We start from the raw sequence: 17,126 nt of genomic DNA on the forward strand, positions 1-17,126 counted from the left end.
ATGAATTTTGACCATGATTTATATCATGGAGCTATATATTATTTGATCCGAATACGGCGTCGGCCGCATCGATCGCGGCCGCCACGACCGCATTTTCGGGAGGCGAAAGCCACGCGAGTGCAATTCCGTCGAGGCGCACCGGATCCGTGAGCGGACGATAGATGACCCCGGGCATCCGCACATGCCGATTGCTCTCCGGGACCAGCGCGCAGCAGCTTCCGCTCGAAACGAAGCTGACCTGACTCTGCAATGATCCGCATTCGTGCGCGGCGACAGGCGTGACACCCTGGCTCGCAAAGGCGGCGATGATCGCGTCGAAGAAGCGCGGTGACACCTCGCGCGCGACCATCACCAGCGGTTCGCCGGCCAAAGATGCCAGCGACACGGTCTTATGGCTCGCCAGCCGGTGCGATTCGGGAAGGGCCAGGATGAACCGATCCGACAGGATCGGACGAATGCGGAGCGGCGCCTCGACCATCTCGATGCGGACGAATGCGAGATCAAGCCGGCGCTCGCTCAGTTCGGCGAGCGCATGGGCGGTATCGCGCTCGCGCAGCGCAATCGCGATATCGGGGCGGTCGCGCTTCAGTTGCGCGAGAAAGGTCGGCAAAATCTGAAAACAGGCCGAAGAAAGGGTGCCGATGCGCAACTGGCCGAGTTCGCCGCGACGCACGCGGTCGATCCGGTCGGCCGATCGCGCGGCCTGGTCTACCAGCTTGCGTGCTTCGTCGAGCAGCACGGACCCCGCATGGGTCAGCCGGACGCTCCGCGTCGTCCGGTCTAACAGCCGAACCCCCAATGCGGTTTCGATCGCTTGAATCTGCTGGCTGAGCGGTGGCTGCGACATCCCCAGCCGGCGGGCAGCCCTGGAGAAGCTGAGTTCCTCCGCCACGGCGATGAAATAGCGCATCTGGCGGATGTCGAGCATGCGCGATTAATATCCCCGAACGATAGATGAGGCCAGCATCCAAAGGTGTTCGCGATCAACGGCCCGACCCGCCCATTGCCAAGCGCGCCATGTCGCAGTTAGTACACATGCGAACTTTATCGACTCCGGGAGCGCGAACGTGGCGACGGACAACCGCATTGCCCTTGTCGGAGGCAACGGCCTTGCACTCGCGGGCGATCTGGCGGGACCGCAGGATGGCCCTCTTGTCCTGTTGCTCCACGGCGGTGGACAGACACGCCATAGCTGGTCGCGGGCGACGGCCCGGCTAGCTGACGAAGGATATCGCGTCGTCAATCTTGACATGCGCGGCCATGGCGACAGCGAATGGGATCCGGATGGCGATTATTCGATCGTCGCACTGGCCGAGGATCTGCGCGCCGTGCTTGCCCGCTTTGATCGGCCGGCCGCGCTGGTTGGCGCCTCGCTGGGAGGGGCGGCGGCGTTCTACACGGCGGGCCTGCTCGAATCGCGCGGGATCGCCGCGATCGTGATGGTCGATCTGGCGCTCCGTTCCGCCCAGCAAGGTGCGGACCGGATCGGCAGCTTCATGGCCGCGCACGCCGGGGGGTTCGCCACGATCGAGGAGGCGGCCGATGCGGTCGCGGGCTACAACCCGTCACGCCCGCGCGCCGGCGCCGAAGCGCGGCTTCGCAAAAATCTGCGCCGGCGTGACGATGGTCGCTATTACTGGCATTGGGATCCGCGTTTGCTGGAAGGCGGAACGCGCGCCGCACTCGATCAAAGGTTCGAGTTGCTGGCCGCAGTCAGTCCCGCCGTGACCGCGCCGACACTGCTGGTGCGCGGAACCGACAGCGATGTGGTGAGCGACGCGAGCGTTGCGGAAATGAAACGCCACGTGCCGCAAACCGATATCCTGGAGGTCAGCGGGGCCGGTCATATGGTGGTTGGCGACCGCAACGATGCGTTCAACGACGGCGTCCTCGCGTTTCTCAAGGTGCATCATCCCCGATAGTAGTACGCATACGTATTGTTGACATGCGCATCACTTGCGCTCTAGCCTGAGGTGAAGTGGGCGGCGTCGCCACATGCAGGAGAGGTGCGTTGGACGATCTGGACCCAGAGCTCAAAACGCTGATCGGGCCGGTCGATTTCGACCTTGCCGCGATCCGTGAACGCTATCTGTATGAGCGCGACCGCAGGCTGCGTGATGACGGCAACAGCCAGTATGTCGGCACGACCGCGCAATTCTCTCACTATATGGACGACCCCTATGTCGCGCCGGGCTTCACCCGAGATCCGGTCGAGGATATGGTGGATGCAGTCATTCTGGGCGGCGGGTTTGGCGGGTTGATGATGGGCGCCCGGCTGCGCCAGGCTGGCCTCGAAAGGATCCGGGTGATCGACAAGGCCGGCGATTTCGGCGGCACCTGGTACTGGAACCGATATCCGGGGGCGGCATGCGACATTGAATCCTATGTCTATTTTCCGCTGCTGGAGGAAACCGGCTACATCCCGAAGCACAAATATTCCTTTGGGCCGGAGATCCTGGAATACAGCAAGCTGCTCGGCCGGCATTTCGGGCTTTACGACGATGCACTCTTTCAGACCCGGGTCACGCGGATGACGTGGGATGAGGAAGGCGCTGTCTGGATCGTCGAAACCGATCGTGGCGACCGCATGAAAGCCCGCCACGTGGTCCTGTCGGGCGGTCCCCTCAACGAACCCAAGCTGCCCGGTATTTTCGGGATCGACACGTTCACCGGCCACACTTTCCACACCAGCCGGTGGGACTATGACTATACCGGCGGCGACAGCGCGGGCGGACTCGACCGGCTGAAGGACAAGCGCGTCGGCATCATCGGCACCGGCGCAACCGCGATCCAGTGCATCCCGCACCTCGCCGAAGCCGCCGAGCACCTGTATGTTTTCCAGCGCACCCCCTCTTCGGTCGATGCGCGCAACAATCGCGAGACCGATCCCGACTGGGTAAAGTCGCTCCAACCCGGCTGGCAGCAGCGGCGGATGGATAATTTCATCGCCATCGTCCATACCGGCGAGCAGGACGAGGATCTCGTCAACGATGGCTGGACCGACATCTACCAGTCGATCACCAGCATCGCGGTACGCGAAAAGGCGGAAAAGCGCGGGCGGCCGATCGAAACGCGTGAGCGCGAAATGCTGATGGAATATGCCGACGCGAAGAAGATGGAGGGCTTGCGCGCCCGCGTCGATATGCTGGTCGAGGACCCGGAAACCGCCGACAAGCTGAAGCCATGGTATCGGCTGTTCTGCAAGCGGCCCTGTTTCAACGACTATTATTATCCGGCGTTCAACCGCGACAATGTGACGCTGGTCGATACCGGCGGTCGCGGCGTCGAAGGAATGACCGAACACGGGGTGATCGCCGACGGCCGGGAATTCGAGGTCGATTGCCTCATCTTCGCGACGGGGTTCGAAGTCGGCGTCAAGGATTCGCGGCGCTCGGGCGTCGAGGTGGTCGGGCGCGACGGGCTGCGGCTCGCCGACAAATGGGCGGACGGACTGAAGACGCTTCACGGGCTTCAGACCAACGGCTTTCCCAACATGTTCGTGATGGGCTTTACCCAGACCGCCTTCACCTTCCTCGTTCCCTATTCGCTCGACGTACAGGCGAAGCAGATCGCGTGGATCATCAGCGCGGCGCGCGATCGCGGAAAGCGGATCATCGAGACGACCCCGGAGGGCGAGGAAGGATGGTGCGAGGAAATGCGCGCCAAGGCGCGCCGCGGAGTGAAATTCTATACCGAATGCACGCCGGGCTATTACAACAGCGAAGGCGACATCTATAACCCGCACGGCTGGTATATGGCGATGTACGGCGCCGGTCCGATCGCATTCCAGAAGGTGTTGAAGGAATGGCGCGACGATGGCGGCCTGCCGGGCGTGGAATTGCGCGAGTGAACGACGGGAACAGAAACGAACCGGCGGTGCGCAAACCCGATCCCGAGGTGGAGCGCCTGCTCGCCAGAATGGCGCAGGGCGGTCCGCCCTATGACGAACTCGGCGTCGATGCGGCACGCGCGCAGATCGATGCGCAGGGCGATCCCGGCCATTATGCGCAGGTCGGCCAGGTCGAAGACCGGACGATTCCCGGCCCGGCCGGCCCGGTGCCGATCCGGATCTATCGGCCCGTAACCCGCGAATGCGCCGCCACGACCCTCTACTTCCATGGCGGCGGCTGGGTCATCGGTGGCATTGGAAGCCACGACAACGCCTGTCGCCGACTGTGTGCGGGCGCCGGTTGCACGGTGATCGCGATCGATTACCGACTCGCGCCGGAACATCCGTTTCCTGCGGCCTATGACGACTGTCGCGCCGTTCTGGACTGGGCGGCCTCGAAGATCGGCCAGGGCGAATCGCTCGTGCTGGCCGGGGATTCGGCGGGCGGCAATCTGGCAGCCGCACTCGCGCTCGGCGCACGCGACGATCATCTGCCGATCGCGCTTCAACTGCTCATCTATCCGATCGTTCAGATCGATGCCGACACGCCATCGATGGCGCGCAATGCCGATGGGTACGGCCTGACCCGCAAGATGATGATGTGGTTCTACGATCATTACTGCCCGGTCGAGGCGCGCGGCGACTGGCGCGCGTCGCCGCTCCTGGCCTCGGACCATATGGGCGCGGCGCCGGCGCATATCATCGTCGCCGGCTTCGACCCGCTCCATGACGAAGGTGTCGCTTATGCGATGAAGCTGATCGCGGCGGGGGTGCCGACCACACTCAGCAGCTATCCCGGCCAGATCCACGGCTTTTACGCGATGACGCGCTTCCTGGCGGACGGACGGCGCGCGCAGGCGGAAGCGATTGATGCAATCCGCCGCGCGACGACGGCCGATCCGCGCTGGTCGCGCGACGGCTTCGCCCCGGAGGCTGCATGAACGCCGGCAGTTATCTCGCGACCCCGGCATGGCGCGACCTGGTGGCAGACACGGTGGACGGGCGCCCGGCGCGGTTGTGGCGGGAACGGCCGCGCCACATTCTCGATCTGCTCGACCTTGCCTGTCGTCGCGACGACCTCGACTATCTCGTCCAGGCAGAGCGCCGCTTCAGCTTCGCCGACTTCCACCACGCGATCGAGGTCGGCGCGCACGCGCTTCGTGACGCTGGGGTCCGGCCGGGGGACCGCGTCCTGATCGTTCTCCACAATCGCTGCGAGGTCCCGCTCGTCCAATGGGCGGCGTGGCGGCTCGGCGCGGTGCCGGTTTTCGGCAATCGCTGGTGGAGCGAAGCGGAACTTGCGGCGATCGTTGCCGCCACGGGGCCGGCCGCGATCGTGACCGACATGACCGTCGATAACGCGACACGCGGTCGCCGTACGCTGCTGAGGCCCGAAGAGATCGAGCGATGGTGGCGCGCGCCGCCGGCCTCCACGCCGATCGCAGATCCGCGTGCGCGAGCCGATGAGAGCGACGTGTGCCTGATCGTTTATACGGCGGGCAGCACCGGGGGGCCAAAGGGCGTCGGCCTCATGCACCGCAACCTGATCTGGACGATGCAGACGTTGCATGTGATGCAGGGTGGTCGCCCGCCGGAGCCGGCCGATGCCGCCGCGCAAAAGGTGGCGCTGATCACCACCCCGATGTTTCACAACGGCGCGATCGTGTCTGGCGTGCTGTCGCTGGTCGATGGCAACCGTATGGTGGCGCTCAAAGGCAAGTTCGCGACGCAAGAGGTGCTGGATCTGATCGAGCGGGAGCGGATCACTTCCTGGCTCGCGGTGCCGACGATGTTCCGTCGCCTGATGCGCGATAGCGGCTTCGGGCAGCGTGACCTGTCCAGCCTGATCGCGCCCTCCACCGGCGGGACGATGGTCGAAGCGACGCTGATCGACGAGATTTCCGCCGCACTTCCCCATGCTCGCGACAATCTGTCGGTTGCCTATGGCATGACCGAAATGTCCTTCGTCTCGATGGCGACCGCCGCTCAGCTTCGCGCGCGTCCGGGGACGGTCGGTCAGGCGGTGTTGGGCGTGGAAGTGGCGATCGCCAATCCGGATGCGGACGGGAACGGCGAAATACTCGCGCGGTCGGGGGCGTTGATGCATGGCTATCTCGACGCACCGGTACAACCGATCGATGCCGATGGCTGGTATCACACCGGCGATGTCGGGCGGCTCGACGCGGATGGCTTCCTGTTCATTACCGGACGGGCCAAGGACATGGTGATCCGCGGCGGCGAGAATATCTCCTGCCCCCATGTCGAGGCCGCGCTTCAGGAACATCCCGATATTCTGGAGGTCGCGGTTACCGGGGTGCCGGATCCCGACCTCGGCGAGGCGCTGGTGGCGTTCATCGCGCCGCGGCCGGGTGTGCAGTTGCCCGAAGCGGCGCTGGTGGCGTTCGCGCGTGAAAAGCTCGCCTATTTCGCGGTGCCTTCGCGATGGGCCGTCCAGACCGATCCGCTGCCCACGCTACCGACCGGAAAGATCGACAAGCAGGCGCTGCTCGCACGATTCCTCGCCATTCCGCCGTCCGTAGCATGAGCGCGGTCCAAGGCACCTTGTGGTGATCGCGCTCGACCGGCTCGCCCAGGTGTTTCGCGCCAACGCGGCCATTTATGGCGCAAAGGGATCACCGCTCTACCACGCGCTCGCCTTGCGCGTCGCGGATGATCCGGAAATCCTCGCCCTCGCCGGGAGCGGCCAGGCCGGCGCCCAGCCCGCGCTGCAAATGCTCACGGCGGTTCATTATCTGCTGATGACGCATCGCGACGACCCGCTCGCGGGCTTCTTCGCGACGCTCACGCCCGTGCCTGCACCGACCGAACAGGCCTATCCGGCCTTTCGACGCTTTTGCCTTCGCCATGCGCCCGCGATCAAGCGGATCCTCGCCACACGCACCGTCCAGACGACCTATGTCGAGCGTTGCGGCGGCCTGTTGCCCGGCCTGTCACACGTCGCCAACCTGGCGGGCGAGCCGCTCGACCTGATCGAGATCGGGTGTAGCGCGGGCATCCTGCTGAGTTTCGATTGCTATCGCTATCGCCTGCCGAACGGGCGCATCATCGGGCCGAACGACGCGCCGCTAACCCTCGCCTGCGATGTTTCGGGCGACGGGCCGGTGCCGGATCGCCTCCCCGTGATCGGGCGCCGGATCGGCCTCGACCTGCAACCGGTGGATGCCCGCGACCCCGATGCCCGCGACTGGATCCTCGCCCTCTCCTTTCCGGAATTCAGGGAGGCGCAGGCGCGCCTGGCGATCGCGCTCGACAATGTGGCCCAACTCGATCTCGACCGCGTGGCGGGCGACGCGCTCGAAACGCTCCCCGATGCGATCGCTTCGACTGCGGGACCATTGTGCGTGTTTCATTCCGCGTGCCTTTATTATTGGAACGCGGAAGCCCGCGCCCGGCTTGACGACCTGCTCGCGCGCATGAGCGAAGGGCGGACGCTCTATCGCCTCGGCATCGAACTGCCGGACGCCTATCGCATATGGGCAAATGAAGGGCGTGGTGATGAGGGCGGCATCGACGCCGACCCCGCCTGCGACGTCGTGCTCGTCCGCTACCGCGACGGCGTTAGAAACGGTCGCCACATCGGCTACGTCCGTTCAAATACGGGCAGCTATCGCTGGTCGTAATTAAGTACGCATACGTACGATAAACTAGTTGACATCATCGCGTCCGGTCGGGAAAACGGCGTGGTCGGGCGGTTTCGCTCGACACAGGGCGGAGCGCCGCGCGAAGATGCGGCCTTCGGAGACGATGACGAGAGGCGGAGCGGCGCCACATGGACATGATCGGCAAGCAGCGGATGCGCCTCGGCGATGAACGGGCGGGGACGCGCTGAGCCATGATCCGGACTCTCCTGATCGCAAACCGGGGCGAAATCGCGTTGCGGGTCATGCGCAGTGCGCGCGATCTCGGTATCGCCACGCTCGCGGTCGCGCCGCAGGACGACGCCGCATCGCTGCACATGCTGCGCGCCGAACAGCATGCCATTCTGCCCGGTCGCGGGGTGGCCGCCTATCTAGACATTGACGCCATCCTTGCCACTGCCCGCGCCGCGGGGTGCGACGCCATCCATCCGGGCTATGGTTTCCTGAGCGAAAATGCCGATTTCGCCGCCGCGTGCGGTGAGGCGGGAATCGCCTTTGTCGGGCCGACACCCGAACAGCTTTCGAAACTGGGGGACAAGGCGAGCGCGCGCGCGCTGGCACAGGCATGCGGCGTACCCGTACTCGCCGGAACGCAGGCGGGCGCCAGCGTGGATGCGATCGCGGCGTTGATGGCGGATCTCGGCATGCCGGTGATGCTAAAGGCCGTCGCCGGCGGGGGCGGTCGCGGGATCCGGCTGGTCCGCGACATCACCGACCTCCCCGAAGCCTATGACCGTTGCGCGTCCGAAGCGGAGCGCGCGTTCGGCGACGCACGTGTCTATGCCGAACAGGCGCTGGTCCCGGCACGCCATGTCGAGGTCCAGCTGCTCGGCGACGGCCGTGGCAACGTGCGCCATTTCGGCGAGCGCGACTGTAGCCTCCAACGCCGGCACCAGAAGCTGCTCGAGATTACGCCCAGCCCGGCCCTGACGGAACGGACGCGTGAGGCGCTGTACGACGCGGCAATGAACATGGCCCGCGCGGTCGATTATCGTAGCCTCGGCACGTTCGAATTCCTGGTCGAGGCCGACTCGCCCGATCCAGCCTTCTACTTCCTGGAGGCCAATCCACGCATTCAGGTCGAACATACGATCACCGAGGAGCTTTGGGATGTCGATCTCGTCCGGCTTCAGCTCGAAATAGCCGGGGGCGCTGTGCTTGGCGATCTGGCGCTAGACCGGGCCTCGCCCCGCACGGGCTATGTCATTCAGGCGCGCGTCAACATGGAGCGGCTGCAACCGGACGGGAACCCGGTCATGGATGCCGGAACGATCTCCGCCTATGAGCCGCCGACCGGACCGGGCATCCGCGTCGATGGCTTCGGCTATCGCGGATACCGAACCTCAGCGGGATTCGACTCGCTACTTGCCAAGCTGATCGTGCGGTCGCGTGGCGACTATCCCGCCGCGCTGGCGCGGACCGAACGCGCGCTGGGCGAGTTCACGGTCGCCGGCGTCGCCACCAACATCGCGCTGCTCCGCGCGCTGCTGACCGATCCGGACGTGCAGGCGGATCGCGTCTCGACTCGGCTCCTGGATTCAAAGCTGCCCGATCTTCTCGCGCGGGCAGAGGCGCTCGAACCGGCTCCAGTCCCGGCGGCGAGCGAGGCGGTCGTGGCGGCGACGGGGGTCGATGAGCCACTTCCGGACGGTGTAGCACCGGTTTGCGCACCGCTTACCGGCGTCGTCGTGTCGATGCTCGTCGCGCCCGGGGCGACGGTGCGTATCGGCGAACCGGTGGCGATCGTGGAATCGATGAAGATGGAGCATGTCGCGCTTGCAGATCGCGGCGGCGAGGTCATCGCGCTGCTCACCGGTCCCGGCGATTCGGTGTCGCACGGTCAGCGGCTGCTGACGATCCGCGTCGATGACGCGCTCACGGCAATCGGGCCGGCCGACGAGGCGATCGACCTTGATGACGTGCGCGCTGATGTCGCCGAAGCGATCGCGCGCCACGACGCCGTGCTCGATGCCGGTCGGCCCGACGCGGTCGCCAGGCGGCGCAGCAAGGGTCAGCGGACCGCGCGCGAGAATGTCGAGGCGCTCTGCGACCCGGACAGTTTCGTCGAATATGGCTCGCTCGTCGTCGCCGGCCAGCGCGCCCGGCGGTCGATGGAGGAGTTGCTCCGCAAGACACCCGGCGACGGGGTCGTCGTCGGCTTTGGCGACGTCAACGGCACGTTGTTCCCCAAAGCAGCGTCCCAGTCGCTCGTCATCGCGTTCGACGAAACCGTGCTGGCCGGCACGATGGGCGAACTGGCGCGCGAGAAGCTGAAACATTGCCTGGAAGTTGCGCGGCAGGCATCGCGCCCGGTCGTCCTGTTCGCCGAAGGCGGCGGCGGCCGCGCCGGCGATACCGACCTTCGCGTGGCCGTTACCGGCTGGACGATGGATGTCAGTTCCTATTTCCAGCTGAGCCGGTTAAGCGGAACCGCGCCGCTGGTAGGCGTCACCAGCGGGCGATGTTTCGCGGCGAATGCCGGGATGCTCAGCTGTTGCGACGTCATCATCGCGACGCGCGAATCGAATATCGGCGTCGGCGGTCCGTCGATGATCGAGGGCGGACGACTCGGCAGCTTTACCCCGGAAGAGATCGGCCCGTCGGCCGTCCAGACCACCAGCGGCGTCATCGACATCCTGGTCGCGGATGAAGCCGAAGCGGTGGCGGTCGCCAGGCGCTACCTCTCCTACTTCCAGGGACCGGTCGATACCTTCGAAATGGCCGACCAGCGCCGGCTGCGTTTCGTCGTGCCGGAGAACCGGTTGCGCGCCTACGACATCCGCGCGGCGATCGACCTGCTCGCAGACACCGGATCAGTGCTAGAGCTGCGCCGCGATTTCGGGGTCGGTATCGTTACCGCTCTGGCGCGCGTCGGCGGGCGGCCGATCGGGATCGTCGCGAACAATCCCAATCATCTGGGCGGCGCGGTCGATGCCGATGGCGCGGACAAGGCGTGCCGCTTCATGAAATTGTGCGAGGCGTTCGGCCTGCCGCTCCTGATGCTGTGCGACACCCCCGGCATGATGGTCGGCCCGGAAGCGGAGACGACCGCGACGGTGCGCAAGATGGGTCGCATGTTCGTGACCGGCGCGAACCTGACCGTCCCGTTTTTCACCATCGTGTTGCGCAAGGCATATGGCATTGGCGGCATCCTGATGGCGGGCGGCTGGTTCAAGGCGCCGCGCTTCGTCGTGAGCTGGCCGACGGGCGAATTCGGCGGCATGAATATCGAGGGCAATGTGAAGCTGGCCCATGCTGCCGAGCTTCAGGCGATCACCGATCCGGCCGAACGTCAGGCCCGTTTCGAAACCTTGGTCGCCGAGATGCTACAGACCGGTCGCGCCCTCGCGGTGGCGACCCATAACGAGGTCGATCATGTCATCGATCCGGCCGACACGCGCCGCTGGATCGAAATGGCGATCGCGACGCACACCCAACGCAAATTCTCCGACGGCAAGGCGATGCCCTTCGTCGATCCGTGGTGAGGAAAGGTTCATGATGTCCGATTTCGACCCCGCAATGATCGCTCTAGCCGGCGACATCGATTTCGATCCAGATGCGCTGCGCGAGAAATATCGCGTCGAGCGGGCCAAACGGCTGCGCAAGGACGGCGAGGCGCAATATATCGACGTGACCGCCGAATTCTCGAACTATGTCGAGGACCCGTATGTCGATCCGGGGTTCACGCGCGCACAGCTGACTGACGAGGTCGAGGTAATCGTGGTTGGTGGCGGCTTCAGCGGCCTGCTGATGGGCGCCAGGCTGCGTCAGGCGGGTTTCGACCGCATTCGCATGATCGACAAGGCGGGCGATTTCGGTGGCACCTGGTACTGGAATCGCTACCCCGGCGCGTGTTGCGACATCGAATCCTATGTCTATCTGCCGCTGCTCGAGGAAACGGGCTTCGTTCCCCGGCACAAATATTCCTACGCGCCGGAGATACTCGAATATTGCCAGACGCTGGCGCGGCATTTCGACCTGTATCGCGACACATGTTTCCAGACCAAGGTCATCGGCGCCGAATGGGATGAGCGGTCCGCGCGCTGGACCGTGCGCACCGATCGGGGCGACGCGATGCGTACGCAGTTCCTGGTGCTGACGAGCAGTCCTTTCGACCGGCCCAAATTGCCCGGCATTCCGGGGGTCAACGATTTCAAGTCATATACCTTCCACACCAGCCGGTGGGACTACGGCTATACCGGAGGGTCGCCGCAAGGGAATCTGACCGGACTTGCCGACAAGCGCGTCGGCATCATCGGCACGGGTGCGACCGGCATTCAATGCATTCCTCATATCGGCGCGTCGGCCAAGGAAACCTATGTGTTCCAGCGCACGCCTTCATCGGTCGATGTGCGCAACAACCGGCCGACCGATGTCGATTGGTTCAGGTCGCTCGAGCCGGGCTGGCAGCAGGAGCGAATGAACAATTTCGTATCGCTGGTGCAGGGCGGCGAGGAAGAGGCCGATCTCGTCGCCGATGGCTGGACCGACATCTTTCGCGAGATCACCGGCCCGGCGGCCAAGCGCCGCGCCGCCTCGCTCGGGCGCCCGCTGACGCCCGAGGAAAAGGGGCAACTCATGGAGCTCGCCGACTTCAAGAAGATGAACCAGAACCGCGCGCGGATCGCGGCGATCGTCAACGATCCCGCGACGGCAGAGGAGCTGAAACCATGGTATCGCCTGTTCTGCAAGCGACCGTGCTTCAACGACGAATATTTGCAGACCTTCAACCGCCCCGGCGTCACGCTGGTCGATACCGATGGCCGGGGGATCGAACGGCTAACCGAACATGGCCTCGTCGTCGCGGGGCGGGAGTATGAAGTCGATTGCCTGATCTTCGCCACCGGGTTCGAGGTGGGATCGGGCTACGGACTGCGCGCCGGCACCAACCTGTTCGGACGCGACGGCCGGCAACTGTCTGAACATTGGGCGCACGAGCTGCACACCTTTCACGGGCTGCAAATGCACGGCTTTCCCAATTGCTTCGTGCTCGGCTTCACCCAGACGGCTTTCACCTTCCTGGTTCCCCACTCGCTCAACGAACAGGCCAAGCATGCCGCCTACATCATGCAGGAAACCCGCGATCGCGGTGCCGACATCGTCGAGGCGACGCGCGAGGCCGAGGATGGCTGGGTCGCCGAGATGAAAAGCAAGGCGCATCTGGGCCGCGCATTCTACGAAAGCTGCACGCCGGGCTATTACAACAGCGAGGGGCGGCCGGACGACCCGTTCGGTTTCCTCGCCGGCGCCTATGGCGGCGGGTCGATCCGGTTCCTGAAGATGCTGGAGGACTGGCGCGCGTCGGGGGCGATGACCGGGGTGGAGTTGAGGACGATCGGCGCATGACCGGCACGCGGCTGCTCGACGGTCGGGTCGCGCTGGTTACCGGTGCGGGGGGCGGACTCGGGCGGGCGCACGCCCTGGCGCTCGCGCGGCACGGCGCCAGGCTCGTCGTCAACGATTATGGTCCGACGATCGATGGTGCGGGCGCCGATGCCGGTGCGAGCGCCAAGGTTGCTGACGAAATCGTCGCAGCCGGCGGCGAGGCGGTCGCAGATACCGGCGATGTCGGCAATTGGGCCGATGCCGAAGCGATGATCGCGACCGCGATCCGCCGGTTCGGCAGGCTGGACATCCTCGTCAACAATGCCGGGATCCTGCGTCCCCGGACACTGGTCGGCATGAGCGAGATCGACGCGGCATCGGTGATTCGCGTACACCTGATGGGAACGTTCGCGACCACCCATTTCGCCGCGATGCACTGGCGTGAGCGATTCAAGTCCGACGGCGTTCGCGGCGGTCGGCTGATCAACACGACATCGGCGGCGGGCCTGTTCGGCTTTGCCCAGGCGAACTATGCTGCGGCCAAGGCCGGTATTGCCGCACTCACTGCGGTCGCCGCGACGGAGCTGGCAGGATACGGCGTCACCGCCAATGCCATCGCCCCGGTCGCACTCACCCGGATGAGCGAGGGCATCGCGCCCGAAACCCATACGCCCGACCATGCGGCCCAACTGGTCTGCTGGCTGGCCAGCGACCGGGCCGACGCATGTACCGGGCGGGTCTTCAACATCGGTGGCGGCCATGTCTCGGTCGTCGATCGCTGGCACACCGGTCCCGCGATCGACAAGGAAGGACTCTGGACGGTCGATCAGCTCGATGCGGAGCTGCCCGCCCTTCTGGCGGCGGCTCAGCCGGTCCCCGATGTGCTCGGCTACTATCCCGACGAACCGCGATCGGCGCTGCTTCCCACCATTCACGTTCCGCGCGGCGACGCGCAGGCCCCAAGCGGAGGATCGCGATGAGCGACTGGCAAACCCTAGACCTCGAACGAGAAGGCGGCGTCGCGGAGATCCGCCTGAACCGGCCCGATCTGCTCAACCGGTTCGACATGCAGCTTCACCGCGAACTGACCGAATTGTTCGGCGCGCTCGCAGCCGATCCCGACGTGCTTTCAGTCGTGCTGTCGTCCACGGGACGCGTCTTCTCGGCCGGCGGCGATACGAAGGTGATGATCGAGGCGGCGGGAAATCTTGGCCACCGCATGGCGATGATCGACGAGGGGCGACAGCTGTTTCGCGCCGTCGCCGATTTCCCGAAACCGCTGATCGTCGCGCTGACCGGCAATTCCTACGGCCTCGGCACCTCGATCATCCTGCTGGGCGACGCGATCGTGACGACGCGCACGATCGAATTTTCCGACCCACATGTGCATATGGGCCTGGTCGCGGGCGACGGCGGCACCACTGCGTGGCCGACCGCGATGGGGATGATCCGCGCCAAGCGCCATTTGCTGACCGGCGATCCGATGTCGGGCGAAGAAGCCTGGCGGCTGGGCGTCGTCACCGATCTGGTCGATACGGTCGAGGAAATCGTTCCGGCCGCCAGGGCGCTCGCGACGCGGATCGCGAAGCTTCCTCCGGTCGCGGTGCAGATGACGAAGCGCGCGCTGGCCAAGGCGATGATGGCCCGCGCCGACGAAGTGATGGATCTGTCCTTCTATCTTGAGGCGCTGTCCTTCGGATCCGACGACCTGCTGGAGGCGGTGGCCGCATTCAAGGAGAAACGCGAAGGCGTGTTCAAGGGTCGCTAGCGCGGAGCGCAGCCAGCGACCGCGCCAATTCGCCGCGCAATGCCGCGCTCGCATCCAGCGGCTGCGCGGCCAGTTCGTCCAGCAGGCGGGCAAGGTCGCACCGCAAGTACATATTCGTCCCGCGGGCATCGCCAAAGCTCGTCGGCGTCTCGATCCGAGTCGGTGCCGCCCCCTCACCGTGCCACGCGCGCACCCGGTCGATCATCGCGGCCAACACGACATTTTCCCGCATCAGCGCGAAGCCCTCGTCCTCCCATGCGGTCTCGCGAAGGACATACATCGCACGTTTCAGCGCCGCCTTCGCCTCCGCCGAGACAAGCTCGGGGCCGATCTGGCGCAGGAGATCGCGAACGCCCCGGATCAGTTCGTCCGGCGTGGGCTTCATGCCGCCTCCTCGGCCAATGTCGCGAGCAGGGGGCCGACCACGAACTCCGCCGACGGCATGATCCGCATCGACTCCCCCGCCCGGAACGCGTCGAGCGAGGCGAGGGCGATCGCGGCCAGCCTGACCATCGCATGGATCGACCAGAAACGGATCGCCGCGCGGTCCGCGAACGCCCCGAGGCGCGCCTCGTAGCAGGACAGGAAGTCCTCCGCTTCCCAGGCCCCCGCGATCAAATGATCCGCGCGATAATAGGGGGTGAGATACCAGCCGATATCGGCGGCGGGATCGCCGATATGGGAAAACTCCCAATCCAGCACGGCGGTGATCCTGCTGCCGTCGATCATCAGATTGGCAGGGCGGAAATCGCCATGGACCAGCGCGCGCCGCTCCGGAGCCGGCGGCGCGTTCTCCCGCAGCCACAGCATCGCCAGGCGTAGCTCCGGCATCGCCTCCCGCTCGTGCCGCCGGATCTGGGCGTCGATCGCGTCGATCGCCGACCGCGCGGGATCGGCATCTGCCGGCGGGAGCGGCAGGGTCGTGGGATCGACATGATGGATGTCCGCCAATGCGTTCGCCACCGCCCGCGCGCGCGCCAGCGATAGGGTCGGATCGCTCGGACGCGACGCTCCGGTGCCATGCACCTTCCGATCGGCCACGCCCGCAACGCGCTCGATCAGCATGGCCGGACGACCGAGAAACCGGCCGGACGCGTCGATCAGATACGCCTCTGGCACGGGTACGACGGTATCGGCGAGCACCCGCAACAGATCGAATTCGCGCGCGAGGCCGCCATCCGCGAGCGTGAGTGCCGGCATGCGCACGACCAGCGGCCATTCGGCGCCGCTCACGACCGCATCGACCATCCAGATGTCGGAAGAGGCTCCCGCGAAGTGCCGCTCGATCCGCGTCACCTCCGTGTCGGGGCGCCAGTGCCGCACCAGCGCGGCGATCGCCGCATCGTCAGCGCCGGACACGGGCTTCCTGATATTTCCCGTATCCGCGCCGGACCATATATTCGATGATCCCGAATCCCCGCTGGTCGCCGCATCTCGCCTCAATCAGATGGTCACTCGAATGGCTCGCCCAGGCGCGAAGCCGCGACGGATCGGTCAAGTCATAGACATCGTGTTCGATATGGCTCTCACCCCGCCACTGACCCTGGATCGTTCCATAACCGCCGCCGGAAAGATACGCCCTACCCGGACACGCCTCCAGGTCGATCGTCCAGCAGGTGTCGTTGTAGAATTCGATCCGCAGTGACCCACCCCTGAGCGAAGGGGTCGGCGCCCCCTCTTCCCAGATGAAATCATGCGCGACCGACCGGATTTCATCGTCCCGCTCCGCTGCGCCCGGCGGCCGCAGGATCGTGGCGGTGAGGTGGGTGGGGCGCCCGGGCTGCGATTCGAACAGATAGATATGGAGCGAGAAATCCGGGAATTGGATCGGGCAAAAGGCGAGGAAGTTCCAGCGGACCGAAACCTGCGGGGGATCGCCCGGAACCGGCGCCATCGGCCGGATACCCCAGCTATGGTCGCGGACGCCCCACCAGCGATCGGGTTCGAGGGTCATCGTCTCGCCCCCGATGGTCAATTGTCCCTCGATGCGCCCCGTCTGCACATATCGCGAAAGATCGTGCGCGACCCGCGCGCGATGAACCTCGAAATGGCGCCCTTCCAGTGCTGGCGCGACAGCCGCGCGCCAGGTCAGGTGAAAGCCGATCGCGGCTGGGTTCTCGTCGAGTCGCAAGCAAAGCGTCTCGAGCGGCGCGACGATCTCGGCGGACAACGGACCGACGGCGATCCGGTCGGCATGCGGCAACAACGCGCGCGACAGGCGCAAATTGGTCTGCTTCCCCCCACGCGAGAGGATCGCGAACCCGTCCATTGTGTCGCGGTTGGGATATTTGCCGAAGCCGATGCTCAGCACCGTGTCGCGACCGACCGTGTCGAAGATCGAGATCCAGTAGCGCTCGCGCCAGTTCGGATCGCTGCTCGCAACCACCTGATGCGGCAGCGCGAACTGATGGTTGAAATACTCGTCGGGCGGGCTGAGCCGCAGGCGATCCGTCATATGTGCGTCCTTGCATTTGCAGTAGTACGT

13 protein-coding genes are annotated in these 17,126 nt (G+C 65.5%); 9 read left to right on the forward strand and 4 right to left on the reverse strand.

Annotation, left to right across the window (positions count from 1 at the left end; translation table 11 throughout):
- Window positions 1-31 precede the first annotated feature (31 nt).
- A complete protein-coding gene (locus KF783_RS11195) occupies window positions 32-928 on the reverse strand; it encodes a LysR substrate-binding domain-containing protein (protein WP_294079324.1) in 897 nt (298 codons plus the stop codon).
- A gap of 139 nt (window positions 929-1,067) precedes the next feature.
- On the opposite strand from KF783_RS11195, the gene KF783_RS11200 reads away from it, so the two are divergent.
- From KF783_RS11200 to KF783_RS11240, 9 genes are all read left to right on the forward strand, one after another.
- Window positions 1,068-1,922: an alpha/beta hydrolase gene (locus tag KF783_RS11200; RefSeq protein WP_294079326.1), complete on the forward strand. Its 855-nt coding sequence runs from the start codon at window positions 1,068-1,070 to the stop codon at window positions 1,920-1,922.
- Window positions 1,923-2,011: 89 nt separating this feature from the next.
- On the forward strand, window positions 2,012-3,850 hold the full coding sequence (locus KF783_RS11205; protein ID WP_366511734.1) for an NAD(P)/FAD-dependent oxidoreductase: 1,839 nt from the start codon (window positions 2,012-2,014) through the stop codon (window positions 3,848-3,850).
- Window positions 3,847-4,830 (forward strand): alpha/beta hydrolase, encoded by a 984-nt coding sequence (locus KF783_RS11210; protein WP_294079328.1) that lies wholly within the window; start codon window positions 3,847-3,849, stop codon window positions 4,828-4,830. The genes KF783_RS11205 and KF783_RS11210 overlap by 4 nt, the downstream gene beginning before the upstream one ends.
- Complete coding sequence (locus KF783_RS11215) at window positions 4,827-6,434, forward strand: class I adenylate-forming enzyme family protein (protein ID WP_294079330.1); 1,608 nt, start codon at window positions 4,827-4,829, stop codon at window positions 6,432-6,434. The genes KF783_RS11210 and KF783_RS11215 overlap by 4 nt, the downstream gene beginning before the upstream one ends.
- Before the next feature lie 22 nt (window positions 6,435-6,456).
- On the forward strand, window positions 6,457-7,530 hold the full coding sequence (locus KF783_RS11220; RefSeq protein WP_294079332.1) for a DUF2332 domain-containing protein: 1,074 nt from the start codon (window positions 6,457-6,459) through the stop codon (window positions 7,528-7,530).
- A 212-nt stretch (window positions 7,531-7,742) separates the two neighbouring features.
- On the forward strand, window positions 7,743-11,033 hold the full coding sequence (locus KF783_RS11225; RefSeq protein ID WP_294079334.1) for a carboxyl transferase domain-containing protein: 3,291 nt from the start codon (window positions 7,743-7,745) through the stop codon (window positions 11,031-11,033).
- A gap of 13 nt (window positions 11,034-11,046) precedes the next feature.
- Window positions 11,047-12,894: an NAD(P)/FAD-dependent oxidoreductase gene (locus tag KF783_RS11230; RefSeq protein ID WP_294079336.1), complete on the forward strand. Its 1,848-nt coding sequence runs from the start codon at window positions 11,047-11,049 to the stop codon at window positions 12,892-12,894.
- Complete coding sequence (locus tag KF783_RS11235) at window positions 12,891-13,853, forward strand: SDR family NAD(P)-dependent oxidoreductase (RefSeq protein WP_294079338.1); 963 nt, start codon at window positions 12,891-12,893, stop codon at window positions 13,851-13,853. The genes KF783_RS11230 and KF783_RS11235 overlap by 4 nt, the downstream gene beginning before the upstream one ends.
- Window positions 13,850-14,641, forward strand: a complete 792-nt coding sequence (locus tag KF783_RS11240; RefSeq protein ID WP_294079340.1) for an enoyl-CoA hydratase/isomerase family protein — start codon at window positions 13,850-13,852, stop codon at window positions 14,639-14,641. The genes KF783_RS11235 and KF783_RS11240 overlap by 4 nt, the downstream gene beginning before the upstream one ends.
- Here KF783_RS11240 and KF783_RS11245 read toward each other — a convergent pair.
- Genes KF783_RS11245 through KF783_RS11255 form a run of 3 tightly spaced genes read right to left on the reverse strand, consistent with a single transcriptional unit; the run spans window position 14,628 to window position 17,096 of the window.
- Window positions 14,628-15,026, reverse strand: a complete 399-nt coding sequence (locus KF783_RS11245; protein WP_294079341.1) for a hypothetical protein — start codon at window positions 15,024-15,026, stop codon at window positions 14,628-14,630. The genes KF783_RS11240 and KF783_RS11245 overlap by 14 nt on opposite strands.
- Window positions 15,023-16,000: a phosphotransferase family protein gene (locus KF783_RS11250; protein WP_294079343.1), complete on the reverse strand. Its 978-nt coding sequence runs from the start codon at window positions 15,998-16,000 to the stop codon at window positions 15,023-15,025. Before KF783_RS11250 ends, KF783_RS11245 begins: the two co-directional genes overlap by 4 nt.
- Complete coding sequence (locus KF783_RS11255; protein ID WP_294079345.1) at window positions 15,987-17,096, reverse strand: hypothetical protein; 1,110 nt, start codon at window positions 17,094-17,096, stop codon at window positions 15,987-15,989. Before KF783_RS11255 ends, KF783_RS11250 begins: the two co-directional genes overlap by 14 nt.
- Window positions 17,097-17,126: the final 30 nt, after the last annotated feature.

Source organism: Sphingomonas sp. (assembly GCF_019635455.1).
In the GTDB taxonomy this organism is placed as follows: domain Bacteria; phylum Pseudomonadota; class Alphaproteobacteria; order Sphingomonadales; family Sphingomonadaceae; genus Sphingomonas.

Excerpts from the sequence above, each read along its gene's own strand:
- KF783_RS11195 (WP_294079324.1), bottom strand. The coding sequence starts at position 928 with ATGCTCGACATCCGCCAGATGCGCTATTTCATCGCCGTGGCGGAGGAA.
- KF783_RS11215 (WP_294079330.1), top strand. The coding sequence starts at position 4,827 with ATGAACGCCGGCAGTTATCTCGCGACCCCGGCATGGCGCGACCTGGTG.
- KF783_RS11225 (WP_294079334.1), top strand. The coding sequence starts at position 7,743 with ATGATCCGGACTCTCCTGATCGCAAACCGGGGCGAAATCGCGTTGCGG.
- KF783_RS11230 (WP_294079336.1), top strand. The coding sequence starts at position 11,047 with ATGTCCGATTTCGACCCCGCAATGATCGCTCTAGCCGGCGACATCGAT.
- KF783_RS11235 (WP_294079338.1), top strand. The coding sequence starts at position 12,891 with ATGACCGGCACGCGGCTGCTCGACGGTCGGGTCGCGCTGGTTACCGGT.
- KF783_RS11240 (WP_294079340.1), top strand. The coding sequence starts at position 13,850 with ATGAGCGACTGGCAAACCCTAGACCTCGAACGAGAAGGCGGCGTCGCG.
- KF783_RS11245 (WP_294079341.1), bottom strand. The coding sequence starts at position 15,026 with ATGAAGCCCACGCCGGACGAACTGATCCGGGGCGTTCGCGATCTCCTG.
- KF783_RS11255 (WP_294079345.1), bottom strand. The coding sequence starts at position 17,096 with ATGACGGATCGCCTGCGGCTCAGCCCGCCCGACGAGTATTTCAACCAT.